This window comes from Stenotrophomonas sp. HMSC10F07, assembly GCF_001807895.1.
Lineage (GTDB): Bacteria > Pseudomonadota > Gammaproteobacteria > Xanthomonadales > Xanthomonadaceae > Stenotrophomonas > Stenotrophomonas sepilia.
In genome coordinates this window covers 30,052-53,256 of sequence record NZ_KV791339.1, presented here as the reverse complement: position 1 = coordinate 53,256, position 23,205 = coordinate 30,052, and the positions used below count along the sequence as shown (strand labels likewise).

The 23,205-nt window shown below is 67.0% G+C and carries 22 protein-coding genes and 1 tRNA gene; 11 read left to right on the top strand and 12 right to left on the bottom strand.

The window, feature by feature from the left end:
- Window positions 1–85: 85 nt before the first annotated feature.
- The 4 genes from hutU to hutI are packed head-to-tail and all read right to left on the bottom strand — an operon-like array spanning window position 86 to window position 5,362.
- Window positions 86–1,753, bottom strand: coding sequence for a urocanate hydratase (gene hutU / locus HMPREF3114_RS03340; RefSeq protein WP_070489029.1), 1,668 nt, complete (start codon window positions 1,751–1,753; stop codon window positions 86–88).
- The gene (gene hutG, locus HMPREF3114_RS03335; RefSeq protein WP_070489026.1) at window positions 1,750–2,604 is read right to left on the bottom strand and encodes an N-formylglutamate deformylase; all 855 of its coding nucleotides are present in this window, start codon (window positions 2,602–2,604) and stop codon (window positions 1,750–1,752) included. The genes hutU and hutG overlap by 4 nt, the downstream gene beginning before the upstream one ends.
- A complete protein-coding gene (gene hutH / locus HMPREF3114_RS03330) occupies window positions 2,601–4,142 on the bottom strand; it encodes a histidine ammonia-lyase (RefSeq protein WP_070489023.1) in 1,542 nt (513 codons plus the stop codon). Before hutH ends, hutG begins: the two co-directional genes overlap by 4 nt.
- Entirely contained in the window at window positions 4,139–5,362 is a 1,224-nt protein-coding gene (gene hutI / locus HMPREF3114_RS03325; protein ID WP_070489089.1) for an imidazolonepropionase, read from the bottom strand. The genes hutH and hutI overlap by 4 nt, the downstream gene beginning before the upstream one ends.
- 67 nt (window positions 5,363–5,429) lie before the next feature.
- Here hutI and HMPREF3114_RS03320 point away from each other — a divergent pair, with 67 nt between their 5' ends.
- From HMPREF3114_RS03320 to HMPREF3114_RS03310, 4 genes are read left to right on the top strand one after another with little or no spacing between them, the layout of a single operon-like run.
- On the top strand, window positions 5,430–6,800 hold the full coding sequence (locus HMPREF3114_RS03320; protein ID WP_070489020.1) for a formimidoylglutamate deiminase: 1,371 nt from the start codon (window positions 5,430–5,432) through the stop codon (window positions 6,798–6,800).
- Between the two features lie 27 nt (window positions 6,801–6,827).
- Window positions 6,828–7,556, top strand: a complete 729-nt coding sequence (gene hutC, locus HMPREF3114_RS03315) for a histidine utilization repressor (RefSeq protein ID WP_049438039.1) — start codon at window positions 6,828–6,830, stop codon at window positions 7,554–7,556.
- Window positions 7,513–7,833, top strand: a complete 321-nt coding sequence (locus HMPREF3114_RS21575) for a type II toxin-antitoxin system HicA family toxin (RefSeq protein ID WP_315970755.1) — start codon at window positions 7,513–7,515, stop codon at window positions 7,831–7,833. Before hutC ends, HMPREF3114_RS21575 begins: the two co-directional genes overlap by 44 nt.
- Before the next feature lie 8 nt (window positions 7,834–7,841).
- A complete protein-coding gene (locus HMPREF3114_RS03310) occupies window positions 7,842–8,234 on the top strand; it encodes a type II toxin-antitoxin system HicB family antitoxin (protein WP_005417308.1) in 393 nt (130 codons plus the stop codon).
- Between the two features lie 165 nt (window positions 8,235–8,399).
- Here HMPREF3114_RS03310 and HMPREF3114_RS03305 read toward each other — a convergent pair whose 3' ends face one another.
- The 3 genes from HMPREF3114_RS03305 to HMPREF3114_RS03295 all read right to left on the bottom strand — a co-directional run bounded on the left by HMPREF3114_RS03305 (window position 8,400) and on the right by HMPREF3114_RS03295 (window position 10,489).
- On the bottom strand, window positions 8,400–9,404 hold the full coding sequence (locus HMPREF3114_RS03305; RefSeq protein WP_070489017.1) for a restriction endonuclease: 1,005 nt from the start codon (window positions 9,402–9,404) through the stop codon (window positions 8,400–8,402).
- A gap of 236 nt (window positions 9,405–9,640) precedes the next feature.
- Window positions 9,641–10,132, bottom strand: coding sequence for a phasin family protein (locus HMPREF3114_RS03300; RefSeq protein ID WP_070489015.1), 492 nt, complete (start codon window positions 10,130–10,132; stop codon window positions 9,641–9,643).
- An 81-nt stretch (window positions 10,133–10,213) separates the two neighbouring features.
- The gene (locus HMPREF3114_RS03295; RefSeq protein WP_070489012.1) at window positions 10,214–10,489 is read right to left on the bottom strand and encodes a polyhydroxyalkanoic acid system family protein; all 276 of its coding nucleotides are present in this window, start codon (window positions 10,487–10,489) and stop codon (window positions 10,214–10,216) included.
- Window positions 10,490–10,614: 125 nt separating this feature from the next.
- Between HMPREF3114_RS03295 and HMPREF3114_RS03290 the strand changes: the two genes are divergently transcribed.
- From HMPREF3114_RS03290 to aroA, 4 genes are all read left to right on the top strand, one after another.
- On the top strand, window positions 10,615–11,421 hold the full coding sequence (locus tag HMPREF3114_RS03290) for an FHA domain-containing protein (protein ID WP_032954286.1): 807 nt from the start codon (window positions 10,615–10,617) through the stop codon (window positions 11,419–11,421).
- A 216-nt stretch (window positions 11,422–11,637) separates the two neighbouring features.
- Window positions 11,638–12,723: a 3-phosphoserine/phosphohydroxythreonine transaminase gene (serC, locus tag HMPREF3114_RS03285; RefSeq protein WP_053497276.1), complete on the top strand. Its 1,086-nt coding sequence runs from the start codon at window positions 11,638–11,640 to the stop codon at window positions 12,721–12,723.
- Between the two features lie 51 nt (window positions 12,724–12,774).
- The gene (gene pheA / locus HMPREF3114_RS03280; RefSeq protein WP_053497275.1) at window positions 12,775–13,974 is read left to right on the top strand and encodes a prephenate dehydratase; all 1,200 of its coding nucleotides are present in this window, start codon (window positions 12,775–12,777) and stop codon (window positions 13,972–13,974) included.
- A gap of 76 nt (window positions 13,975–14,050) precedes the next feature.
- Window positions 14,051–15,358 carry a 3-phosphoshikimate 1-carboxyvinyltransferase gene (gene aroA, locus HMPREF3114_RS03275; protein ID WP_070489009.1) on the top strand — a complete coding sequence of 436 codons (1,308 nt, stop codon included), beginning with the start codon at window positions 14,051–14,053 and terminating at the stop codon, window positions 15,356–15,358.
- 186 nt (window positions 15,359–15,544) lie between these two features.
- On the opposite strand, the gene HMPREF3114_RS03270 is transcribed toward aroA, so the two are convergent.
- Window positions 15,545–16,117, bottom strand: a complete 573-nt coding sequence (locus HMPREF3114_RS03270; RefSeq protein WP_070489006.1) for an energy transducer TonB — start codon at window positions 16,115–16,117, stop codon at window positions 15,545–15,547.
- 119 nt (window positions 16,118–16,236) lie between these two features.
- Complete coding sequence (locus HMPREF3114_RS03265) at window positions 16,237–16,875, bottom strand: energy transducer TonB (RefSeq protein ID WP_053497271.1); 639 nt, start codon at window positions 16,873–16,875, stop codon at window positions 16,237–16,239.
- Between the two features lie 113 nt (window positions 16,876–16,988).
- On the opposite strand from HMPREF3114_RS03265, the gene serS reads away from it, so the two are divergent.
- Window positions 16,989–18,269 carry a serine--tRNA ligase gene (serS, locus tag HMPREF3114_RS03260; protein ID WP_053497269.1) on the top strand — a complete coding sequence of 427 codons (1,281 nt, stop codon included), beginning with the start codon at window positions 16,989–16,991 and terminating at the stop codon, window positions 18,267–18,269.
- 147 nt (window positions 18,270–18,416) lie between these two features.
- Here serS and HMPREF3114_RS03255 read toward each other — a convergent pair whose 3' ends face one another.
- Together HMPREF3114_RS03255 and HMPREF3114_RS03250 are read right to left on the bottom strand one after the other, a co-directional pair.
- Window positions 18,417–18,773: an SH3 domain-containing protein gene (locus HMPREF3114_RS03255; protein WP_053497267.1), complete on the bottom strand. Its 357-nt coding sequence runs from the start codon at window positions 18,771–18,773 to the stop codon at window positions 18,417–18,419.
- Window positions 18,774–18,910: 137 nt separating this feature from the next.
- A complete protein-coding gene (locus HMPREF3114_RS03250; protein ID WP_053497266.1) occupies window positions 18,911–19,498 on the bottom strand; it encodes an FMN-dependent NADH-azoreductase in 588 nt (195 codons plus the stop codon).
- Between the two features lie 127 nt (window positions 19,499–19,625).
- On the opposite strand from HMPREF3114_RS03250, the gene HMPREF3114_RS03245 reads away from it, so the two are divergent.
- Entirely contained in the window at window positions 19,626–20,618 is a 993-nt protein-coding gene (locus tag HMPREF3114_RS03245) for a LysR family transcriptional regulator (RefSeq protein WP_005410175.1), read from the top strand.
- Window positions 20,619–20,673: 55 nt separating this feature from the next.
- On the opposite strand, the gene HMPREF3114_RS03240 is transcribed toward HMPREF3114_RS03245, so the two are convergent.
- Entirely contained in the window at window positions 20,674–21,747 is a 1,074-nt protein-coding gene (locus HMPREF3114_RS03240; RefSeq protein ID WP_070489003.1) for a DUF4241 domain-containing protein, read from the bottom strand.
- 124 nt (window positions 21,748–21,871) lie between these two features.
- On the opposite strand from HMPREF3114_RS03240, the gene HMPREF3114_RS03235 reads away from it, so the two are divergent.
- A tRNA-Ser gene (locus tag HMPREF3114_RS03235) sits at window positions 21,872–21,961 on the top strand.
- Window positions 21,962–23,205 lie beyond the last annotated feature (1,244 nt).

Genomic DNA, 23,205 nt, shown 5'->3' with positions numbered 1-23,205 from the left:
CATGCACCCGGAAAAATGAGCCGCGCATGGCTCGGCTCTACAGGTGTTTTCGGGTCGTGCCGGCCGCGGGCCGGCACCCCTGCGATCAGCCCAGGATCGCCGGCAGATCCAGTCCCTTTTCCTTCGCACAGTCGATCGCGATGTCATACCCCGCATCGGCGTGGCGCATGACGCCGGTGGCCGGGTCGTTCCACAGCACGCGGCCAATCCGCTTCGCCGCTGCCTCGGTACCGTCGCAGACGATCACCATGCCGGCATGCTGGGAGAAGCCCATGCCCACGCCGCCGCCATGGTGCAGCGAGACCCAGGTCGCGCCGCTGGCGGTGTTGAGCAGGGCGTTCAGCAGCGGCCAGTCGGACACCGCGTCGGAGCCATCGGCCATCGCTTCGGTTTCGCGGTTTGGCGACGCCACGCTGCCGCTGTCCAGGTGGTCACGGCCGATCACCACCGGCGCCTTCAGTTCGCCGTTGGCGACCATCTCGTTGAACGCCAGGCCGAGTCGATCGCGATCACCCAGGCCGACCCAGCAGATGCGCGCCGGCAGGCCCTGGAACTTGATCTTCTCGGCGGCCATGTCCAGCCAGCGGTGCAGGTGGGGATTGTCCGGAATCAGTTCCTTCACCTTGGCATCGGTCTTGGCGATGTCGTCCGGGTCGCCACTCAGTGCCGCCCAGCGGAACGGGCCGATGCCGCGGCAGAACAGCGGGCGGATGTAGGCCGGCACGAAGCCGGGGAAGTCGAACGCGTTCTCCACGCCTTCTTCCAGCGCCATCTGCCGCAGGTTGTTGCCGTAGTCCACGGTCGGCACGCCGAGTGCGTGGAAGCCGAGCATGGCGCGGATATGGTTGGCCATCGACGCGCGCGCTGCTTTCTCCACTTCCTTCGGCGCGGACACGCGCTTTTCGTCCCATTGCTCGACGGTCCAGCCCTGCGGCAGGTAGCCGTTCACCGGGTCGTGCGCGGAGGTCTGGTCGGTCAGCAGGTCCGGCTTCACGCCGCGCTTGAGCAGTTCGGCCAGCACGTCGGCCACATTGCCGAGCAGGCCCACCGACTTCGGCGTGCCGGCCTTGCAGGCTTCATCGATCAGGCGCAGCGCTTCGTCCAGGTTGTCGGTCCAGGTATCCAGGTAGCCGGTGCGCAGGCGCATGTCGATGCTGCTCTTGCGGCACTCGACGGCCAGGCAGGAGGCGCCGGCCATCACGGCGGCCAGCGGCTGTGCGCCGCCCATGCCGCCGAGGCCACCGGTGAACAGCCACTTCCCGGTCAGGTCGCCACCGAAATGCTGGCGCCCCATCTCCACGAAGGTCTCGTAGGTGCCCTGCACGATGCCCTGCGCGCCGATGTAGATCCAGCTGCCTGCGGTCATCTGGCCGTACATGGCCAGGCCCTTTCTATCCAGCTCGTTGAAGTGGTCCCAGTTGGCCCAGCGCGGTACCAGGTTGGAATTGGCGATCAGCACGCGCGGCGCATCGGCGTGGGTGCGGAACACGCCCACCGGCTTGCCCGACTGCACGAGCAGGGTCTGGTCGTCGTCCAGGCGCTTGAGCGTTTCGACGATGGCATCGAAGCTCTCCCAGTCGCGTGCGGCGCGGCCGATGCCGCCGTACACCACCAGTTCCTGCGGGCGCTCGGCCACATCGGGGTGCAGGTTGTTCATCAGCATGCGCAGCGGCGCTTCGGTCAGCCAGCTCTTGGCGTTCAGCGTAGTGCCGGTCGGCGCGGCGATGGTGCGGGACGGGTCGTTGCGGGTCATGCGGCGCTCCGGTTCGTAGCGAATTCAAGGCAGGCATTGAGCACCTGCGCCAGGGTGTGGCGCAGCGGTGCGGCGTGGTCGGGGTCGAGCGGGGTGGGCCAGCTGCGCTCGTCCACCTGGTCCGGCAGGGGTTCGTGCATGTAGCCGCGGCAGGCCAGCTCCATCTGCAGGCTGTGCACGCCGCCGGCGATGTTGCTGTAGTGGCGGGTGATCCAGCCGCCCTTGAAGCGGCCGTTGCGCACTTGGCTCATGCCACTGATCTTCAAAAGGTTCTCCACCACGTCGCTCAAGGCGTTGTCGCAGGACGTGTCCGGCGCGCCAGACGGGCCAGCGGTACCCAGGTTGAACTGCGGCAGTTCGCCGTCGAACAGGTGCGGAATATGTGAGCGGATCGAATGTGCGTCGTACACCACCACCGTGCCGAACTTCGCGCGCAGGCGGGTGATCTGCGCGGTCAGCGCATCGTGGTAAGGCAGGAAATACGTGTCGCGACGCCGCGCGATCTCGGCGTCATCCGGTTCGCGTCCGGCGTGGTACAGCGGCTGGTTGTCGAAGGTGGTCAGCGGGCACAGGCCGGTCGTGTTCTGGCCGGGGTACAGCGAGACCCCGCTGGGGTCACGGTTGAGATCGATCACCGAACGCGAGATTGCCGAGCGCACCGTGGTCGCGCCCATGCCACGCACAAAGTCGTACAGATCGTGTACCCACCAATCGGCGTCACGACGGGCCAGCCACGGCGAGTGGTAGTCGCCCATCAGCTCATGCGGCAGCTCGCTGCCGGTATGCGGGAAGCTGACGATCAACGGGGCATCGCCCTCATGGACCGTCAGCCATTCGGGAAGGGTCGTCATGCCTGCGGTTCCACGGTCGGCAACAGATCGCCCAGGCCCTGCGCCAGCGCGCCGCTGCGCACCAGGTTCGTGGCGGTCACCATGTCCGGATGGAAGTAGCGGTCTTCTTCCAGTGTCGGCACCTGCGCACGCAGGGTGGCGCGCACGCTTTCCAGCGCGGCACTGGAGCGCAGCGGGGCGTGGAAGTCGCAGCCCTGTGCTGCGGCCAGCAGTTCGATACCGATCACGTTGGCGGCGTTCTCGGCCATCTGCATCAGGCGGCGTGCGCCGTGCGCGGCCATCGACACATGGTCTTCCTGGTTGGCCGAGGTCGGGATTGAATCAACGCTGGCCGGGTAGGCGCGCTGCTTGTTTTCCGAGACCAGTGCAGCCGCGGTCACCTGCGGAATCATGAAGCCGGAATTCAGGCCCGGGCGCGGGGTCAGGAACGCCGGCAGGCCGGACAGCGCCGGGTCCACCAGCATCGCCAGGCGGCGCTCGCTGATCGAGCCGATCTCGCACACCGCCATCGCCAGCATGTCGGCGGCGAAGGCCACCGGCTCGGCGTGGAAGTTGCCGCCGGACAGTGCTTCGCCGGTGTCGGTGAACACCAGCGGATTGTCGGAGACGCCGTTGGCTTCGATTTCCAGCGTGGTTGCGGCCTGGCGCAGGATGTCCAGCGCCGCGCCCATCACCTGCGGCTGGCAGCGCAGGCAGTACGGGTCCTGCACGCGCACATCGTTGTCGCGGTGCGATTCGCGGATGTCCGAGCCCTGCATCAGCGCGCGCAGCGTCGCGGCAGCGGCAATCTGCCCGCGCTGGCCGCGGATGGCGTGGATGCGCGGGTCGAACGGGGTATCCGAGCCCTTGGCCGCTTCCACCGACAGCGCGCCGGTGACCAGCGCGGCCTGGAACACGGTCTCGATCTCGAACAGGCCGGCCAGCGCGTAGGCGGTGGAGAACTGGGTGCCGTTGAGCAGCGCCAGGCCTTCCTTTGCGCCCAGCTCGATCGGCTGCAGGCCGGCACGCGCCAGTGCGTCGGTTGCCGGCAGACGTTGGTCACCAATGAACGCTTCGCCGACGCCCAGCATCACGCTGGCCAGATGCGAGAGCGGCGCGAGGTCGCCCGAGGCGCCGACCGAACCCTGCGCCGGCACCACCGGCAGCACGCCCTTGATGAGCATCGCTTCGAGCAGCAGCAGGGTTTCCTCGCGCACGCCGGAAGCGCCCTGCGCCAGGCTGACCAGCTTCAGCGCCATCATCAGCCGCACCACGCTGGCCGGCATTGGCTCGCCCACGCCGGCAGCGTGCGAGAGCACGATATTGCGCTGCAGGGTGGCCAGGTCCTCGCGCTCGATGCGCACGCTGGCCAGCTTGCCGAAGCCGGTGTTGATGCCATACACCGGTGCGCCTTTGGCGACGATGGCGGCCACCGCCGCAGCGCTGGCGCGCACCACCGGCAGCGCGGCCGGGTCCAGTGCAAGCGGCGCACCGCGATAGACCTGCCGCCACTGGGCGAGAGTGACATGGCCGGGGCGAAGAACCAGGGTGTTGCTCATGCGTTGCTCCAGGAGGCAGGCAGGTCGGGCTGCCCGCGCACCACGCGCGCGTGCAGCGGGTTGAATCCAATGCGATAGACCAGGTCGGCGGGCGCATCGATATCCCAGATCGCCAGGTCGCAGTCCATGCCCACGGCCAGGCGGCCGATGCGCTCGCCGTGGCCCAGTGCGCGCGCCGCTTCACGGGTGAAGCCGGCGATGCACTCATCTACGGTCAGGCGGAACAGGGTGGCGCCCATGTTCATCGCCAGCAGCGGGCTGGTCAGCGGCGAAGTGCCCGGGTTGCTGTCGGTGGCCAGCGCGAGCGGCACGCCGGCCGCACGCAGCGCGGCGATCGGCGGCAGGGTGGTATCGCGGGTGAAATAGAAAGCACCGGGCAGCAGCACGGCGACGGTACCGGCAGCGGCCATCGCGGCGATCCCGGCATCGTCCAGATGTTCGATATGGTCGGCGGAGAGCGCACCGAAACCGGCCGCCAGTTCGGCGCCATGCTGGTTGCTCAGCTGCTCGGCATGGATCTTCACCGCCAGCCCGTTGGCGCGCGCCGCTTCGAAGACCTGCCGCGCCTGCGCGGGCGAGAAGGCGATGTTCTCGCAGAACACGTCCACCGCTTCGGCCAGGCCTTCGGCGGCGATGGCCGGAATCATCACCTCGCACACCTCGTCGGTGTACTCCTGTGCCTCGCGGCCCGGCGGAATCGCGTGTGCACCGAGGAAGGTGGTCACCACGTTGACCCGGCATTCCTCGCCCAGCGTGCGTGCAACCTGCAGCTGCTTGCGTTCGTCGGGCAGGGTCAGGCCGTAGCCGGACTTGATCTCGATCGTGGTCACGCCTTCGGCGCGCATCGCCAGCAGGCGCGGGCGGCTCTCGCTGGCCAGTTGCTCGGGCGTGGCAGCGCGGGTGGCGCGCACGGTGGAGACGATGCCGCCGCCGGCGCGGGCGATCTCGGCATAGCTGACGCCCTGCAGGCGTTGCTCGAATTCGTTGGCGCGGTTGCCGGCGTAGACCAGGTGGGTGTGGCAGTCGATCAGGCCCGGCGAGATCCAGCGACCTTCGCCGTCGATGCGGGTGGTCGGCTGCAGGTGCGCATCGCTGCCGGCAGCGCCGACGTGGACGATGCGGCCCTCGGCGCAGGCCAGTACGCCATCGCGTATGACACCCAGGCCCTCGCCATCGAGGGTGATCAGGTGAACGTTGGACCAGAGGGTATCGACGTGCATGGCATCCACAACGCGGCTGTGCTTATATGTCTATACAATATAGGCGTCCATTTCGGGTTGTCCAGCCATGTCCGATTCGCGTTCCCTGCTCAGTTTCCATGCCACCCACGCCCTGCTGGCCGAGGGCTGGGCCCGCGATGTCCGCCTGCAGGTGCGGGACGGCCGCATCACGGCAATCAGCAAGGGGCAGGCCGCGCAGGGCGGTGACACCCGCGTCGGCGTCCTGGTGCCGGGCCTGCCCAACCTGCACAGCCACGCGTTCCAGCGCGGCATGGCCGGCCTGACCGAGATCGGCGGCGGTGACGGCGACAGCTTCTGGAGCTGGCGCGAGCTGATGTACCGCTTCCTGGCCCATCTGCGCCCGGATGCGGTGCAGGCCATCGCCGCCCAGGCCTACATGGAAATGCTGGAAAGCGGCTTCACCCGGGTCGGCGAGTTCCATTACCTGCATCACGATGCCGATGGCCACGCCTATGCCAACCGTGCCGAGATGAGTGCACGGATTGCCGCCGCCGCCGACCAGACCGGTATCGGTCTGACCCTGCTGCCGGTGTTCTATGCGCATGCCGATTTCGGCGGGGCGCCGCCGAACCCCGCGCAGCGTCGCCTGATCGACGATGTAGACGGCTTCGCGCAGTTGCTGGATTCCGCCAAGCCGGCGTTGGCCGCGCTGCCTGATGCGGTGCTTGGCATCGCCCCGCACAGCCTGCGCGCGGTTACCGGCGAGGAACTGGGCGCGCTGCTGCCGCTCACCGACGGCCCGGTGCATATCCATATCGCCGAGCAGGTGCGCGAAGTCGAGGCCTGCCTGGCCTGGAGCGGCCAGCGGCCGGTGCAGTGGCTGTACAACCATGCGCCGGTGGATGCGCGCTGGTGCCTGGTGCATGCCACCCACATCACCGACGACGAGCGCGCGGCCATCGTGGCCAGCCGTGCCGTGGCCGGGTTGTGCCCGATCACCGAAGCCAACCTGGGCGACGGCCTGTTCCCGATGCAGGCCTTTGCGCGCGAGGGCGGGCGCTTCGGCATCGGCTCCGATTCCAATGTGCTGATCAACGCGGCCGAAGAGCTGCGCCTGCTCGAATACGGCCAGCGCCTGACCCTGCGCGGTCGCAACGTGCTGGCGCCGGATGCCACCCGCAGCACCGGTCGCTTCCTGTTCGAAGGTGCACTGCACGGTGGCGCACAGGCGCTGGGCGTGGCGGCTGGCCTGCAGGTGGGCGCCAGTGCCGATCTGGTCGAACTGGATGCCGCACACCCCGCGCTGCAGGCGCGACAGGATGACGCATGGCTTGACAGCTGGGTGTTCGCCGCACGTAATGGCGCGCTGCGATCGGTCTGGCGGCATGGCCGCCATTGCGTGGCCGAGGGCCGCCACCTGCAGCGCGAGGCGATCACCACCGCCTTCGCCGCCGCCCTGAAGGGCGTGCTGGGCTGATCGCCTCCGCCACCGGGATCCCATTACGTGAAGGCCAGCAAGTCCGCCACGCTCAACCAGCGTATCCGCAGCGATCTGGAAAGCCGCATCCTCAGTGGAGAGTGGGCGCCGGGCTTCCGTATTCCCTACGAGCACGAGCTGATGGAGCAGTACGGCTGCTCGCGGATGACGGTGAACAAGGTGCTGACCGCGCTGGCCGAGAGCGGCATGATCGAGCGCCGCCGTCGTGCGGGTTCGTTCGTAGCGCGGCAGCCGCCGCACCTGGAGCAGGTGGCGCTGGAAATTCCGGATATCGCGATGGAAGTCGGCTCGCGCGGCCACCAGTACGCGTACCGCCTGCTGCAGCGCGAGCTGCGCCTGGCCGACGCCGGCAATGCCGGTGAAGTGGAGCTGGCCGGCAGCGAGAAGCTGCTGGCGATGCGCTGCCTGCACCTGGCCGATGGCCGTCCGCTGGCGCTGGAGCACCGCCTGATCAGTCCGGTCGGCGTGCCCGAGGTACTGGAGGTCGACTTCAGCACCACCGCGCCGGGCAGCTGGCTGCTGCAGAATGTGTCGTGGACCCGTGCCCAGCACCGCATCAGCGCCTGGGGTGCGGACACCGCCACGGCCAGGCTGCTGGACGTGAAACCGGGCACCGCCTGCCTGGTGATCGAGCGCCTGACCTGGCGTGGCGATCAGCCGATCACCCGCGTGCGGCAGGTGTTCCTGGGGGATGCCTGGGACCTGGTTGCGCGCTTCGCGCCGGGCGCTCGCTAGGGATTCCATCCACGCATGGCGTGGATCTACTGGTCCGGTACGGCTGTCGTCTCGAACTCTGTTGGTGCGTGTGTACGATGTGTATCGTCCCTGCATGAAGAGCAGGGACCTCATCCGGGATCTTCAGGCGCCAGGTTGGACCTGTTGCAGGATTCGCGGATCCCATCATGTATTCGTGCACCCGCAGTGGCCTTACATCATCACCGTGCCTCACCCCAGAAAGGATCTGGGCAAGGGGCTGGTTCAGGCGTGGCGGAAGCTCGCAGGACTGACGTAGGAGGTCCCATGCGCTATCCAGTCTTGATTGAGGCCGGCGATGAACGCACCGCGTGGGGGGTCATCGTTCCCGATCTGCCGGGGTGCTTCTCGGCAGCCGACACGCTTGACGATGCGCTCAGCGCGGCCGAGGAGTCTGCGCTTGCCTGGATCGATGCGGCCCTGGATGAGGGGCGCTCGATTCCCAGTCCTTCTGCGCCACAGAAGATCGTCGCCGAGGCTCCCAGTGGTACGGCCTGGATTCTTGCCTACATCTGCATTGATCCATCTCTGCTGGACGACACCATCGAGCGGGTCAACATCAGCCTGCCGCGTCGCATCCTGGCCAGGCTGGATGCGCAGGCCAGGGCGGCCGGCGAATCCCGCTCCAGTTACATCGCCCATCTCGCAGCATTGGGCTGAGCAGGCGCCTTGTAGAGCCCAGCCCATGCTCGGCTGCTGTTCGCGCGTTGCGCGATGAGTCGAGCGTGGCTCGACTCTGCAAAGGCATCCACGCATGGCGTGGATCTACCAGAGATTCGTGTATCGGGATTCAGTAGATCCACGCCATGCGTGGATGTTGCCCCATCAATACGTGGCGCACTGCCGCCAGCGCACCGGCTCATCCACGCCGGGGCGGGCATTGAGCTGGATGCGCACGTTGCGCAGGGCGGGGTAGTGCAGCACTTCCTCGCAGACCTGCGGCCACACCGCGTCCAGTTCGCCGGTGCGGTTGATCGCCAGCGTCTGCCGGGTCAGCCAGACACCGCTGGCGATGCCGGGCTTGCCGGCCAGAGCGCGGGCCAGATCGGCCTGGAAGCGCTCCAGCGTGGCTGCATCCGGATTGGGATTGCTGCGCGCGTCGACCGCCGGGGCGACGGCAGCCGCGGGTGCAGGGGCGGCCGGGAGCACTGCCGCGGTGCCAGCAGGTTTCGCCGCAGGCGCCGTTGAAGGCGTCGCCACCACCGGCGCTGCAGCAACCGGCGCGGCCTCTTCCACACGCAGGCCCTGCAGGCCCAGGCCAACCAGCAGCCCCAGCGTTGCCGAACCCAGTGCGGCGATGGCGATGCGGCGCAGCGCTTCGTGCCGGGCGCTGGCGCGCACGCGCGCTTCGATGTCGCCGGGCAGGTAAGGCTGCAGCAATGGCCACAGGCGCGGGCCGTCCAGCACTTCAACCGCCTGCTTCTCGGCGGCGCTGCGGCCGTCGCGCTCGATGCGGCCTTCGGTCAGCAGCACGCCGCCCTTGGCCCCGGCCAGGCGCGCGGCCGCACCCAGCTCGTTCACTGCGGCGGTGCCGATGCGGTAGGCCAGGCCATGCTTGCACGACACCAGCCAGTGGTTGGGGCCATCGCTGAGCATGAAATCGCTGCTTGGTTCGCGGGCTTCTTCCGCCGGATCGATCAGTTCACGCAGGCCGCGCTGTTCGCGCAGCATGCGCTTGACCAGAACGGAGAATTCGCGCCAATGCATGCCCGCCAGGGCCTGCAGGCCGAGTTGCATCTCCTTCTGCCGCCGCTTGACCCACCACAGATAGATAACGGCCAGGAAACAGCTAAGCAGGGCCGACAGCAGGGCCAGGATCCAGGGGAGCATGCAGGAGTAGGGCGGAAGGGGCGAAAGCGGAGAACGACAGTGTAAAGGTCGCGGTGCCTGGCCGGGTCAGGATGTTCCTGACAGAAAGCGTGATGGAGCGCGCAGATCGGCGTACAGCGGGCACGAAAAACCCGCCAATCCTGAAGCCGTGAGGGGAGGGAACAAACGGCAGCCGAAGCGATTGGCGGGTTGCTCGCGATTGTCAATCAATTTTTATTGCATTGCAACAATCGTGGTCAGGGCACGCTGTCCGGTGACTGATGGCTGCCCGGAGCAGGGGCATCGGTGCCGGACGCGGCGCGGTTTTCCAGCTTGGCCAGGCGCGCGTGCAGGGCATCAATGCGCGCCTCCAGCGCGGTCACTTCGTCGGCGGTGGGTACATGCAGGCGCTTGAGTACGCCCTGCACCTGGTCATCGAAGGCCTTCTCGACCTTGTTCCAGGTGCCGGAGGCCTTCTCGCGGGCCTCGTCCAGCGAGGTCTCGACATTGTCACGCCAGCCCGGGCCCTGGTCGCCGTTGCGTTCACGGCGGCGGGCTTCCCAGGCTTCGCCTTCCTTCACCAGGCCGTCGAAGAAGCGGCTGCCCTCGGCCTGGGCGCGACCCAGCGCACCCAACCCGGCCAGCCAGACCTGCTGGGCCGAATCGCTCAGCTTGCGCGAGAAGCGCTCGGCCTGGTCACCGAAAGAGGTATCGTCGTTGCGGCGGTCGTCGTTCTCGTAGTGGTTCATCGCACTTCCCGTGGGAGTTGGGCCTGCCCCCGAGAGTAGCGCGCACCGGCGTTGCACGGCCGTGACGGCCGCCGCCGGGGTTCAGCCCAGCTTTTCCTTCAGCACACGCTGGATCTCGCCTTCGACCATGCCCTTCATCGCCGACAGCAGGAAGCCCAGCTTGGCGGTTACGCGCACCGCGCCCGGCTGCAGTTGGATCGCACCGTCCACGCCGCTGCCGGAGAAGTTCAGTACGTCGGCGGTCCAGGACGACTTCAGGCCAAAGCGCTCGGACAGCTTGGCAGCGACCTGTTCGATCGCGGCGCGCGCCTGTGCATCGGGCAGGGCGTGGGCGTGGCGGACATCGATGGTGGACATGCAGGCTCCTGGCGCAGGGCGGGGATGGTCGAAGAGGGCAAGCATTGTGCGCATCAAGGGCCGCCGCGCCAAGCACTCATCGTGGGTTCTTCTTCGTTGGCGACCAACCTGCTAGGCTGCGCCGCGTGCAGAACCTGCTTGTTCACTTCAGTCAACAACAACAGCCCGACCAGCCCTTGCGGCCCGGGGTGCAGCGCATCGTGCGCCAGGCCAACGGCAGCGTGCGGCTCGGAGATCCTGGCCACGGCGCACTGCTGCTGGCCCAGTTCTGCATGGATGATCGCGGCCTCTGGCTGCAGGTCGGCAACGGCATCCGCGGCGTCCACGTCAACGGTCGCCCGGTACGCCGGATGGCCCTGCTGCGTGCAGGCGATGCGGTGTATGTGGATGGCGTGGAGATGGTCCTGCAGGGCGAGGTCGAAAGCCTGCTGCAGGCGCCTGCGCCGAAAGCCGAAGATGGCAGCGACGAGCAGCAGCGGCTGCTGCGCGGTGTCGGCGGTCTCCATCATGGCCGCAGCTTCACCCTGTCGCGGGCCCGCCTGATCGGGCGTGGCAACGAGGCCGACATCGCCATCGATGACCCGGCTTTTGCAGAGCAGCATGCCCGCGTGGAAGTGCACGGCGAACGCGTGCTGCTGCGCGATCTGGGCAGTGCCGACGGCACCCGCGTCAATGGCGTGGCCGTGCGCCATTGCTGGCTGCAGGCCGGCGACCAGGTGGTGTTCGATGGCCAGCACCGTTTCGTGCTGGAAGTGCCGCATGATCCGCGCCGACGGTCGTTGCCGGTCGAGGACGAGTCGGGCGAGGACGTGGAACAGGCGCCGGTGCTGCCGGCCGCGCCGCGCAGGGTGCGGCGCTGGCCGTGGCTGCTGGTCAGTGCGCTGCTGCTGGCCGCGCTGCTCAGCCTGCTGCTCTGGTTCGGCGCGCGCTGATCTGTATCCGCTGGGCCCGCCCTGGCAGGTGCCGACCTTGGTCGGCACGCTCCGTCGGCGGGCATGACGCCTGACGGCGTATGCCGACCAAGGTCGGCGACTACCGGTCCATGCGGACGGCCAATGGATTCCGATGAAACCAAATTTCCCTTGCCGCACAAGGCCGCAAGGCTGGTGCACTGCGGCATACTAGGGGTCTTGCCCCACAGGTGTGACATGACGCGCGCGTTCAACTTCAGTGCCGGCCCTGCGACCTTGCCGGAATCGGTCCTGCGCCAGGCGCAGGCGGAAATGCTGGACTGGCACGGGTCCGGCGCTTCGATCGTGGAAATGAGCCATCGCGGCGCGGAATTCATGTCCGTGGCCGCCGAGGCCGAGGCCGATCTGCGTCGCCTGCTCGATATCCCCGAAGACTATGCGGTGCTGTTCCTGTCCGGTGGTGCCACCACCCAGCAGGCGTTGATCCCGCTGAACTTCGCCGCCCCCGGCCAGCGTGCCGACTACGTGGTCAGTGGCCACTGGGGCAAGACCGCGGTCAGGCAGGCCGGTGTCTACGTGGACGTCAACATCGCCGCCAGCAGCGAGGCCAATGGCTATCGCACGCTGCCGCCGCGCGCCGACTGGCAGCTCTCGCCGGATGCCGCCTATGTGCACATCACCGCCAACGAGACCATCCACGGCGTCGAGTTCCGTGATGTGCCCGACACCGGCAACGTTCCGCTGATCGCCGACTTCAGCTCGTCCATCGCCAGCGAGCCGCTGGACGTGCGCCGCTACGGTGTGATCTATGCCGGCGCGCAGAAGAACCTGGGCCCGGTCGGCATCGCGGTGATGATCATCCGCCGCGACCTGCTCGAGCGCAGTGGCCAGCCACGCGCGGACATCTTCGATTACCGCTCGCATGTCGCCCGCGATTCGATGCTCAACACCCCGCCAACCTGGAACTGGTACCTGGCCGGCCTGGTGTTCAAGTGGATGCTGGCCGAGGGCGGCGTGGCCGAGTTCGCCAGGCGCAATGCCGCCAAGGCCGCGCTGGTGTACGGCGCCATCGACGGCTCCGGCGGCTTCTACCGCAATGAGGTTGTACACGCGGCCCGTTCGCGGATGAACATCCCGTTCTTCCTGCCAGATGCCGATCTCGATGCCCGCTTCGTGGCCGAGGCCAAGGCCGCTGGCCTGCTGGCGCTGAAGGGGCACAAGGTCGTCGGTGGCATCCGTGCCTCGCTGTACAACGCCATGCCGCTGGCCGGGGCCGAAGCGCTGGTCGCCTTCATGGCCGATTTCCAGCAGCGTCACGGCTGAGCAATGAACGGCGCGCACCGTCGGGTGCGTGCCCCGCAACAAGGAATTCCGATGGCAAGCAGCAAATCCAGCAAGAAGGCGCCGAAGAAGGCCGAACCGGCCAAGGACAGCGTGCCCACCAAGGCGAAGGGCAAGGCCAAGGCCATCTCGAACCCGGCACCCACCCTGGCGCCGCTGGCGCTGGCCGATGTGCGCTCGAAGATCGACCAGATCGACCGCGACATCCAGAGCCTGATCGCCGAGCGCGCGCGCTTCGCCCACCAGGTCGGCAAGGCCAAGGGCAAGCTCGCCGCCGCCGTCGACTACTACCGCCCCGAGCGAGAAGCGCAGGTGCTGCGCATGGTGGTGGACCGCAACGAAGGCCCGCTCAGCGATGAACTGCTGGTGCACGTCTACCGCGAGATCATGTCGGCCTGCCTGGCCCAGCAGGAGCCGCTGAAGATCGGTTACCTCGGCCCGGAAGGTACTTTCAGCCAGCAGGCCGTGCTCAAGCACTTCGGCCGCTCCGCGCTGGGCCTGCCGATGGCCAGCATCGAAGAGGTGTTCCAGGAAGTGGAAGCGGGCAACGCCGATTTCGGCGTGGTGCCGGTGGAGAATTCGGGGCAGGGCACCATCCAGATCACCCTGGACATGTTCCTGACCTCCAACCTGAAGATCTGCGGCGAAGTGGAACTGCGCGTGCAGCAGTACCTGATGTCGCGCAGCGGCCGCATCGAGGACATCGAGCGCATCTACGCGCATCCGCAGTCGTTCATGCAGACCTCGGCGTGGCTGCGCGCCAACCTGCCGAAGGCCGAGAAGATTCCGGTGTCGAGCAACGCCGAAGGCGCGCGCCGTGCGCGCAACGCCGACGACGCGGCGGCCATCGGCGGCGAAAGTGCCGGCCACGTCTACGGCCTGAAGAAGGTGGTCACCAAGCCGATCCAGAACGATGCCGACAACACCACCCGCTTCCTGGTGGTGGGCCGCAACATTTTCCCGACCTCCGGGCACGACCGCACCTCGGTGCTGGTGTTCATCCATGACAAGCCCGGTGCGCTGTTCGACGTGCTCAGCCCGTTCGCCCGCCACGGCATCAGCATGAACCGCATCGAGTCGCGGCCGTCACACCACGGCAAGTGGGAGTACGGTTTCTTCATCGACCTGGCCGGCCATATCGACGACGCGCCGATGCAGGCCGCGCTGGCCGAACTGGAAGCGCACTCGGCGCAGATCAAGGTGCTGGGCTCCTATCCGGTGGCCGTGCCCTGAGTGCTGCTGTGGCGGCAACAGCCGCCGCTCCCTGATGCATCGCCGGCGCTGCCGGTGTTTACGGAATGATCGAACGATGAGCAACGCGCAACACTGGATTGCCCGCAAGGGCCAGCCGCTGCAGGGCAGCCTGACCATCCCCGGCGACAAGTCGGTCTCGCACCGCTCGGTGATGTTTGCCGCGCTGGCCGATGGCACCTCGCACATCGAAGGCTTCCTGGAAGGCGAAGACACCCGCGCCACCGCGCGCATCTTCAGCCAGCTGGGGGTGCGCATCGAAACCCCCAGCCCGTCGCAGCGCATCGTGCATGGTGTGGGTATCGACGGCCTGAAAGCGCCGCAGGCACCGCTGGACTGCGGCAATGCCGGTACCGGCATGCGCCTGCTGGCGGGCCTGCTGGCAGGCCAGGCCTTCGACTGCACGCTGATCGGCGATGAATCGCTGTCCGGCCGCCCGATGCGCCGCGTGACCGGCCCGCTGTCGCAGATGGGCGCAAGGATCGATACCCAGGACGACGGCACACCGCCGCTGCACGTGCATGGTGGCCAAGCGCTGCACGGCATCGATTTCGCCTCGCCGGTGGCCAGTGCGCAGGTCAAGTCGGCGGTGCTGCTGGCCGGGCTGTATGCGCAGGGCGAAACCAGCGTGACCGAACCGCACCCGACCCGCGACTACACCGAGCGCATGTTGTCCGCATTCGGCGTGGACATCGCGTTTTCGCCGGGCAAGGCCCGCCTGCGCGGTGGCCAGCGCCTGCGCGCCACGGATATCGTGGTGCCCGCCGATTTCTCTTCGGCCGCGTTCTACCTGGTCGCCGCCAGCATCATTCCCGGTTCCGAGCTGCGCCTGAAGCAGGTCGGCCTGAATCCGCGTCGCACTGGCCTGCTGCATGCGCTGCGCCTGATGGGTGCGGACATCAGCGAAGAGAACCCGGCAGAACAGGGCGGTGAACCGGTGGCCGACCTGGTGGTGCGCTACGCCCCGCTGAAGGGCGCACGCATTCCGGAAGCGCTGGTGCCGGACATGATCGACGAGTTCCCGGCGCTGTTCGTGGCCGCCGCGGCCGCCGAGGGCCAGACCGTGGTGAGCGGTGCGGCCGAACTGCGAGTGAAGGAATCCGACCGCCTTGCGGCGATGGCCACCGGCCTGCGTGCGCTGGGCATGCAGGTGGACGAGACCGAAGACGGCGCCACCCTGCACGGGGGCGTGCGCCTGTGTAGCGGCACCATCGAAAGCCACGGTGACCACCGTATTGCCATGGCGTTTGCCATTGCCGGCCAGATCAGCGACGGCGAAGTGCGCATCAACGACATCGCCAACGTCGCCACCTCCTTCCCGGACTTCGACGGCCTGGCACGCAGCGCCGGCTTCAACCTGGCCTGATCGGCCGATCAGGTTTTCCGGTAGGTGCCAACCTCGGTCGGCACGCTCACATCGCCCGGTAGGCGCCGACCTCGGTCGGCGCGCTCACATCGCCCGGTAGGTGCCGACCTTGGTCGGCACGCTTCTCCGCATAAAAGGACGGAGGCCGAAGCCTCCGTCTAAACATCACGAACCCCTCGTCCGCGATCAACGCTGTCCGGTACGGAAATCCACCGGGACCCGCACCACACTGGCCACTGCACGGCCTTCATGCATCGCCGGCTGGAACTTCCAGTTCTGCACGGCGCTCAGCACCGCACGATCCAGGTCACGGCTGCGCTCGCCGCTGCGCGAAACAATCGCAGCATTGGTGACCTGGCCGCGGGTATCGACATTCAGGCTGGCGATCACGCTGCCCTGCACGCCATTGCGCAGCGCGGCAGCGGGGTAGGTCGGCTTGCTGTTGCCTGCCAGCGGGCGTGCCTCGCGATTGCGTACGGCAGGGGGGGCCTTGCGCTGGTTGCCGGCCGCTGCGGCCTGGCGGGCCGCAGGCTGTTGTACATCGGCGACCGGCGCCTGCTCGGGCGCGGGCAGCATGCGCTCGCCGACCGGTGCCGGCGCCACGTCTTCCTGGTTCGAGTGACGCAGCCAGAGCAGCGCGGCGGCAAACATCGCCACGATCAGCGCGATCCACATCCAGGGCGACGTGGGCTTGTGCTGTTCGCTGGCGTCCTGCTGCAGCTGCGGCGAATGAAGGTCTTCGTGGGTGGTGGCGGTCATCGCAAACTCCTTCCGTCAATGGACGACGGGGAGAGTGTTGCGCGGGCCAGTGGCGGGAAGTGTCAGCGTTGCGTCAACGCGACCGGCAGGGTTCAGTTTGCCTGCCGGGAAACGTTCAGTTACTGGGTCTTGAAGTCGAACGGCACTTCAATGCTGCCCGGTACGGCCTGGCCGTTGCTCTGCGCCGGGGTGAAGCGCCAGCGGCGCACCGCATCGGTCGCGGCACGGTCGAGCTCGCGTGAGCCGCTGCGCTGGATCACCGTGGCATTGTTCGGATAGCCGGTGGCATCCACATCCACGCGCACCACCACGCTGCCGGTCTCGCCGGCGCGTAGCGCGGCGGCCGGGTAGGCCGGTGGAGGCGACTGGCCGGCAATCGGCATCGGCTGGCTGTTGCCTGTGGCAGCCGGCGCCGGGGCCGGTGCGACCGGGGCCGCTTCAGCGACGGGCGCCGGCGGTGGCGGCGGGGTTTCGACCAGCTTCGGGGCTTCCTCCTCGACCGGGGCCGGCTTGGCATCGGGCATGTCGCTGGAACCGGCGGCCGCAGCCAGCGGTTCGGGCAGCGGTTCCACCTGCGCCGTCTCCTGCGGGGTCTGTGCGGCCGGGTCGGCGCGGAAGAATTCCTTGTCGCGACCGGTGAACCAGACCAGCACGAACAGCAGCACGCCCACGCCGAAGGCGATGCCCGCGATCTTCAGGGCGTTGCGCGGGATATGCACGGTAAACGACTTGGCGGACGACGAGCGGGGTGCAGACATGGACCGGACCAGTACGGAATGCCCCGATTCTGCCACGGCGGGAATGAACCGGGCGGCAGAAATCCGTATAACAAGCGATAATCCCATCCCTGATACCCACCACGACACCTGCCATGCTTGATCCAGCCCTGCTCCGCCACCAGCCCGCCGACCTCGCCGAACGCCTGCGCACCAGCCGCGGCTTCGAGCTCGACGTGTCTGCCCTGGAGTCCCTGGAGGCCGATCGCAAGCGCATCCAGGTGCGTACCCAGGAGCTGCAGAGCCTGCGCAACAGCCGTTCCAAGGCCATCGGCCAGGCCAAGGCCAAGGGCGAGGACGTGTCGGCCATCATGGCCGAGGTCGCTGCATTCGCCGACGAGCTGAAGGCCTCGGAAGTGGCGCTGGACGAGCTGCGCGAGAAGATCGAAGCGATCTCTATGGGGATCCCGAACCTGCCGGCCGATGACGTGCCGGCCGGTGCCGACGAGAACGACAACGTCGAGCAGGCGCGCTGGGGTACCCCGCGCCAGTTCGACTTCAAGGTGCTCGACCACGTTGAGCTGGGTGCGCGCAACAAGTGGCTCGATGGCGAGACCGCGGCCAAGCTGTCCGGCTCGCGCTTCACCGTGCTGCGCGGCCCGCTGGCTCGCCTGCACCGCGCCCTGGCCCAGTTCATGCTCGACCTGCACAGCGGCGAGCATGAGTACCAGGAAACCAACGTACCGGTGATCGTCAACGCCGACAGCCTGTACGGTACCGGCCAGCTGCCCAAGTTCGAAGAGGACATGTTCATCACCCAATTGGGTGAGCAGAAGCGTTACCTGATCTCGACCTCGGAAATCTCGCTGACCAACATCGCCCGCGACGAGATCCTCGACGCCGAGCGCCTGCCGCTGCGCATGACCGCGCATTCGCTGTGCTTCCGTTCCGAAGCCGGCAGCGGCGGCCGCGACGTGCGCGGCATGATCCGCCAGCACCAGTTCGAGAAGGTCGAGCTGGTCTCGATCAGCCGCCCGGAAGACAGCGACGCCGAGCACCAGCGCATGACCCGCTGTGCCGAAGTGGTGCTGGAAAAGCTGGGCCTGCCGTACCGCAAGGTGCTGCTGTGCACCGGCGACATGGGCTTCTCAGCGGTGAAGACCTACGATCTGGAAGTCTGGCTGCCGTCGCAGGAGACTTACCGCGAGATCTCCTCGTGCTCGAACTGTGGCGACTTCCAGGCCCGCCGCATGCAGGCGCGCTGGCGCAACCCGGCCACCGGCAAGCCTGAGCTGGTGCATACCCTGAACGGCTCGGGCGTGGCGGTTGGCCGCGCGATGATCGCAGTGATGGAGAACTACCAGAACGCCGACGGCAGCATCACCGTGCCGGAGGCCCTGCGCCCGTACATGGGCGGCCTGGAAACCATCGCCTGACAGCCGGCGCTTTGCACCGCCGCCCGAGCGTAGGCCCGGGCGCTACAGATCCATGTAGAGCCGAGCCTATGCTCGGCTGCTTTTGCCCATCGCGGGCCGCATTGACTATCGGCGCTCGGCGCCGCCGCCCGAGCATGGGCTCGGGCCCTACTGGGTTTCTGTTGCCCGCAGCTTCTCCAGCGGTACCCATCCCGGTTCGCCGGTTTCCGGTACGCACCACGCCCAACCATTGAGCGTGCGCATTCCTCGCAGCAGATGCCCGGGATCCACATCCAGCTCCCGCGCGCAGTAATCCTCGGTGGCAAACGCGCCACCCTGCGCATCGCGGCCGATCACCGGCGCCGGCACGAAGCCGGGCTGCTGCCCCTCGGCCTCGCACAGGAACCAGTCGTCCCAGCCCTCCGGGCCTTCATAGCGTTCGCCCACTACCAGCGCCTGGCCGCGGCGCAGGGTGATCGGGTGCGGAAATTCGCTGCGGTGCGCAGCGGTCACGATGTAGTTCATGCCCCCAGCCTAGCGCGTCGCAAAAGAAGACGGCCCCGCACAGCGGGGCCGCCAGGGTGGGCCGGGATGGGGGAGGGGATCCCGGCCCGCGTTCAGCGCCCAGACGAGGAGAGAGGGGCGCCGAACGTTGGAACGCGTTACGCGGCGACGGCTTCGGCCGCTTCGTGCGACGGAAGTGCCGCCAGCGCACCGGCAATGGCGTCTTCACGGTGCTGCGGCGAATAGGCGATGCCCTCGGCGCGCACGAATTCGACCTCGTTGATGCCCATGAAGGCGAACACCTGGCGCAGGAACGGCTCCTGGAAGTCGGCCGGCGAGTCGGTATAGATGCCGCCACGGCTGCTGGCGATGATCACCCGCTTGCCACCGGCCAGGCCCACCGGGCCGTTCTCGGTGTACTTGAAGGTGCGGCCGGCCACGGCCACGCGGTCGATCCAGGCCTTCAGCGTGGACGGAATGCTGAAGTTGTACATCGGCGCGCCGATCACCACGATGTCGGCGTCCAGGAACTGCTGCATCACCTGTTCAGCATCGGTCGCCTCGGCCGCGTCGGTCTTGGCCAGCGAGCTGCTGCGCAGATGCGGTACCGGATTGGCGTCAAGATCGCGATAATCGACCTGCAGGTCATCGATCTGGCTGGCGAAGCGGGCGACCACAGCGGCCGACAGCTGGCGCGAGACGGAGTTGTCGCCAAGCACGCTGGCGTCGAGATGCAGAAGCTTCATGGCAGTCACCTGTGTTCTGGGAGGAAGGGGCGGGGTGGCCCCGCCGACGGAGAGAACGATAGGTTGTTGCAAAGGCGGAATAAAGGTGGTTGAATGCCACGTATTGTTCTAGATATGGAACTCGGGTATGCATGACCTGAATGACCTGTACTACTTCGCGATGGTGGTCGACCACGGCGGATTCGCCGCCGCCGAGCGCGCACTGGGTATTCCCAAGTCGCGCCTGAGCCGCCGCATCAGCCAGCTGGAAACCGACCTGGGCGTACGCCTGCTGCAGCGCTCCACGCGCCGTTTCGCGGTCACCGATGTCGGCACCAGCGTGCACCGCCATGCGCAGACGATGCTGGCCGAGGCCCAGGCCGCACGCGAAGTGGTGGACCGCCTCAGCGCGGAGCCGCGCGGCGTGGTGCGCGCCAGCGTGCCGGTGTCACTGGCGCAGATGCAGCTTCCCAAGCTGCTGCCCAAGTTCCTTGAGCAGTACCCGAAGGTGCGGCTGCAGCTGAACATCAGCAATCGCCGCGTGGATATCATCAATGAAGGCTACGACGTCGCCCTGCGCGTGCGTTCACGCCTGGACGACGACGGCAGCCTGGTGATGCGCAGCTTCGGCCAGGTGCAGGAATTGCTGGTGGCCAGCCCGAAGTACCTGGACCGCGCCGGACGCCCCAAGGACCCGGAAGAGCTCACCCAGCACGTCACCCTCAGCATCAGCGAAGACGAAGCACGCCAGCGCTGGGAACTGCATGGCCCGGAAGGCGAAGTGCGCCGGGTCGACTTGCAGCCGCGCGTGGCCGGTTTCGACTTCCCGCTGCTGCAGAGCATGGTGAAGGACGGTTTCGGCATCACCATGCTGCCGGAGACGGTGTGCGCCGACGCCGTGCGCAACGGCGAGTTGGAAGTGGTGCTGCCGGACTGGTCGCTGCCGCAGGGCGTGTGCCACGCCGTGTTCGCTTCGCGCCGCGGCCTGCTGCCGGCGGTGCGCGTGTTCATCGACTTCCTGGCCGAGCACCTGCCGCCGCAGCTGGAGGCCTCGCGCCTGGATTGCGGTGGCGCCTGTGAAAAGGCCAAGGAGCGGATCAAGGCCAGTGCGCTGGGTGCGCTGGCGGTGGATGCCGGCTGAGAGCGCTGAACGGTAGCGCCGGGCCATGCCCGGCGTTGCTGTTTTCCGATGCCGATCAGTTCCGGCCGAACAGCCGGTCCCAGAAGCTGCGGCGTCGCGCTGCGGCCGGTGGCGGTTCGGCTGCAACGACGGGCGCTTCCAGCACCGCCATCAGTTCCGCGCTGCGCGGCTTCTTCAGGAAGCGCGCATAGTCCAGATAGCCGGTCACCTTGCTCATGTGCAGGCGTTCGGGCATTGCCGGCAATGCGCCGCCCTGCAACAGCACCCGCAATGCCTGCGGGCGGTCCAGGCGGATCGCCTCGTACAGGGCGGTGCCGCCGCAGCCCGGTTCGATCTGGTTGGCGCGTTGCGGCGCATCCTTCAGCAGGTCCTGCAATGCCTCCGCGTCGTCTCCTTCTACCGCAGCCACCAGCCGCGCCAGCGCCTCGGCTTCCGCAGGGGGCAGGTTGTCGCGATAGGCCTGGTCGGCAATCTCGCGCTCGTCGCGCCCATCGCCGCCCTGGATGCACAGGAAATCGGTGACCAGGGCGACCGGAATGCCGGACGTATCCAGCCCCCAGTAGCTGGGATAGGCACCGTCGCCCCAGCCGCTGGTGAAGACCACCAGGCCGTGCGGCGAGTTCTCCCCCCAGGGGCGGTATTCGACGCCTTCGTCCAGGCCATCGTGGTCGATCAGTGCATCCGACCATTCACTCTCTTCCTCGCCATCGGCCTGTTCGATCAGGGCCAGCAGCGCCTGCTGGGTGTCGGTGTCCATGAAACAACCGATGCCAGCGTCGACCGGATAGCCGATGAAGCTGTCCTCATCCAGGCCGGTCAGGTCCTGGGTGGTCCAGCGCGCCATCTGCCAGTGCAGGGCGGTCGCGGTAAGAGCTTCGCGGGGCTTGAACCAGACCACGGCCAGGGCCGGGCGGCCGCTGTGCACGATGATTTCGACCGGGTGCCGGCCCAGCGGGGCGGTGTAGTCGGCCAGCGCAGGCGCCTCGGCCTGGACCAGCGGATCGCACACCACCAGCTGCCCGCTGCTGACCGGCAGGTGCCCCGCGAAGGTGCGGTGCAGGGCCACAACGGCCAGCTGTGTATCGTCCAGCAGGCAGGTGCGCAGGTTGGCCAGATCGAGATGGGCCATGGCGGCTCCGAGTGCGGTGAAGGCTCCCACCGTGCCGGATGCGAAGGGCAGGGGCAAGGTGGTCTTGGGCAAATGCCCTTCACGTGCGAGAATACGTCGCTGCCCGGGCGACCGGGACCCGATTGGAGAGATGGCCGAGCGGTTTAAGGCACCGGTCTTGAAAACCGGCGAAGGGTTAAACCTTCCGTGGGTTCGAATCCCACTCTCTCCGCCAGTCTTTGCAAAAAGCTCCTGGAAATAGGGGCTTTTTCGCTTCTACAGCCTTAGCTGCCCGCCCGCTTACCCTTCCACCTGCAAAGGTCGATTCTGCGCGATCTGCTGCCGAACCCAGCCTTGCACCCCCGGATTGTATCCAGAGGAAGTTGTCGCCTCGGCCAACAACAGGCGCAGCGCAATCTTCTCCCTGCAGCGACGGAGGCCGCGCCGAACCTTCTGCTCTACGAATTGACCGTCTGACGAAACAGGGCACCGCCCGAGCGTCGGCAAGCATCCGGGCAGTGCCCCAACACAGGTGATCTCAGCACCTGACATGGCCGTCGCCCCTCGCCAGAGCGTCGGGATTGTCGTCAGGGCCTACGGTAATGGGGAACAGCAAGTGTCTACTCTACGTTGGGTTGCTCAGCTGCTGCGCCTGTACGTACCAACGAATACTCATCTGAATGTGGATTCAGGGAGACTGCACAGCGCTGAGGGAACCTCTACCAGTAGCACACCGCTGTGGTATGCATCCTTCCATCGACGTGTTCACAGTTCGGGCATCACTTATCAGACACGCCACTTGCGCTGTGTGTGTACCTTCGAATGGTGAGCTATATGGCTCGGTCACCGACGTTGTACATCTTCCATCATCGATGGAGAGAGTTGCCTTCATGTCTCCCGCGACTACACTCTTAAAAGCAACAGCGCCAGTGGATGTGAAATTTTTCGCTACAGGATAGTACCCGTCGGGGGCGACAGCGTACAGATAGTCCGAGCTCCTGGCGGAGATTGGAGCATTGCTCGAAGAGGGGGCATCAGCTTTGCTGTTTGTGCAGGACCAACTCCACACTGCCTCTCCGGAGATTGTGGTTGCCCCTCTTGAGGGGACAGAGTCTTTTGCTTCACACAGGGCCTGGTGATAGATCTTGGTTGCTTGACTTTGGTCGTCAAACCGATAGACAAGCCCACCCTTTCCATCTCTGAACAGACGTTGCTCAACCATCACCGTACCGCCTTGGAAATCGGACGTCGGGATGGTTCGAACGATCCACTTCTTTCCATCGGAAGATTCAAGCTGGCGTTCATGAATCGCCGATCTTTCACTGGCAATCGGATTGGCGGCCGCTAGTCCTGGCGCGACCGCAACGAGAATGGCGAGGGCGATCAAGGCCTTTCCAATCGGCTTCGATGATTTCTTTACAGTGTCCATACTTTTCCCTTGTTCGATTTGGCGCATCAGTCGAGCTGTTTTCGCATCTG

Bases quoted from the DNA above. Each gene is read 5' to 3' on its own strand.
- hutU (WP_070489029.1), bottom strand. From the start codon at position 1,753: ATGACCCGCAACGACCCGTCCCGCACCATCGCCGCGCCGACCGGCACT.
- hutG (WP_070489026.1), bottom strand. From the start codon at position 2,604: ATGACGACCCTTCCCGAATGGCTGACGGTCCATGAGGGCGATGCCCCG.
- hutH (WP_070489023.1), bottom strand. From the start codon at position 4,142: ATGAGCAACACCCTGGTTCTTCGCCCCGGCCATGTCACTCTCGCCCAG.
- hutI (WP_070489089.1), bottom strand. From the start codon at position 5,362: ATGCACGTCGATACCCTCTGGTCCAACGTTCACCTGATCACCCTCGAT.
- HMPREF3114_RS03320 (WP_070489020.1), top strand. From the start codon at position 5,430: ATGTCCGATTCGCGTTCCCTGCTCAGTTTCCATGCCACCCACGCCCTG.
- HMPREF3114_RS21575 (WP_315970755.1), top strand. From the start codon at position 7,513: ATGCCTGGGACCTGGTTGCGCGCTTCGCGCCGGGCGCTCGCTAGGGAT.
- HMPREF3114_RS03310 (WP_005417308.1), top strand. From the start codon at position 7,842: ATGCGCTATCCAGTCTTGATTGAGGCCGGCGATGAACGCACCGCGTGG.
- HMPREF3114_RS03305 (WP_070489017.1), bottom strand. From the start codon at position 9,404: ATGCTCCCCTGGATCCTGGCCCTGCTGTCGGCCCTGCTTAGCTGTTTC.
- HMPREF3114_RS03300 (WP_070489015.1), bottom strand. From the start codon at position 10,132: ATGAACCACTACGAGAACGACGACCGCCGCAACGACGATACCTCTTTC.
- HMPREF3114_RS03295 (WP_070489012.1), bottom strand. From the start codon at position 10,489: ATGTCCACCATCGATGTCCGCCACGCCCACGCCCTGCCCGATGCACAG.
- serC (WP_053497276.1), top strand. From the start codon at position 11,638: ATGACGCGCGCGTTCAACTTCAGTGCCGGCCCTGCGACCTTGCCGGAA.
- pheA (WP_053497275.1), top strand. From the start codon at position 12,775: ATGGCAAGCAGCAAATCCAGCAAGAAGGCGCCGAAGAAGGCCGAACCG.
- aroA (WP_070489009.1), top strand. From the start codon at position 14,051: ATGAGCAACGCGCAACACTGGATTGCCCGCAAGGGCCAGCCGCTGCAG.
- HMPREF3114_RS03270 (WP_070489006.1), bottom strand. From the start codon at position 16,117: ATGACCGCCACCACCCACGAAGACCTTCATTCGCCGCAGCTGCAGCAG.
- HMPREF3114_RS03265 (WP_053497271.1), bottom strand. From the start codon at position 16,875: ATGTCTGCACCCCGCTCGTCGTCCGCCAAGTCGTTTACCGTGCATATC.
- serS (WP_053497269.1), top strand. From the start codon at position 16,989: ATGCTTGATCCAGCCCTGCTCCGCCACCAGCCCGCCGACCTCGCCGAA.
- HMPREF3114_RS03255 (WP_053497267.1), bottom strand. From the start codon at position 18,773: ATGAACTACATCGTGACCGCTGCGCACCGCAGCGAATTTCCGCACCCG.
- HMPREF3114_RS03250 (WP_053497266.1), bottom strand. From the start codon at position 19,498: ATGAAGCTTCTGCATCTCGACGCCAGCGTGCTTGGCGACAACTCCGTC.
- HMPREF3114_RS03245 (WP_005410175.1), top strand. From the start codon at position 19,626: ATGCATGACCTGAATGACCTGTACTACTTCGCGATGGTGGTCGACCAC.
- HMPREF3114_RS03240 (WP_070489003.1), bottom strand. From the start codon at position 21,747: ATGGCCCATCTCGATCTGGCCAACCTGCGCACCTGCCTGCTGGACGAT.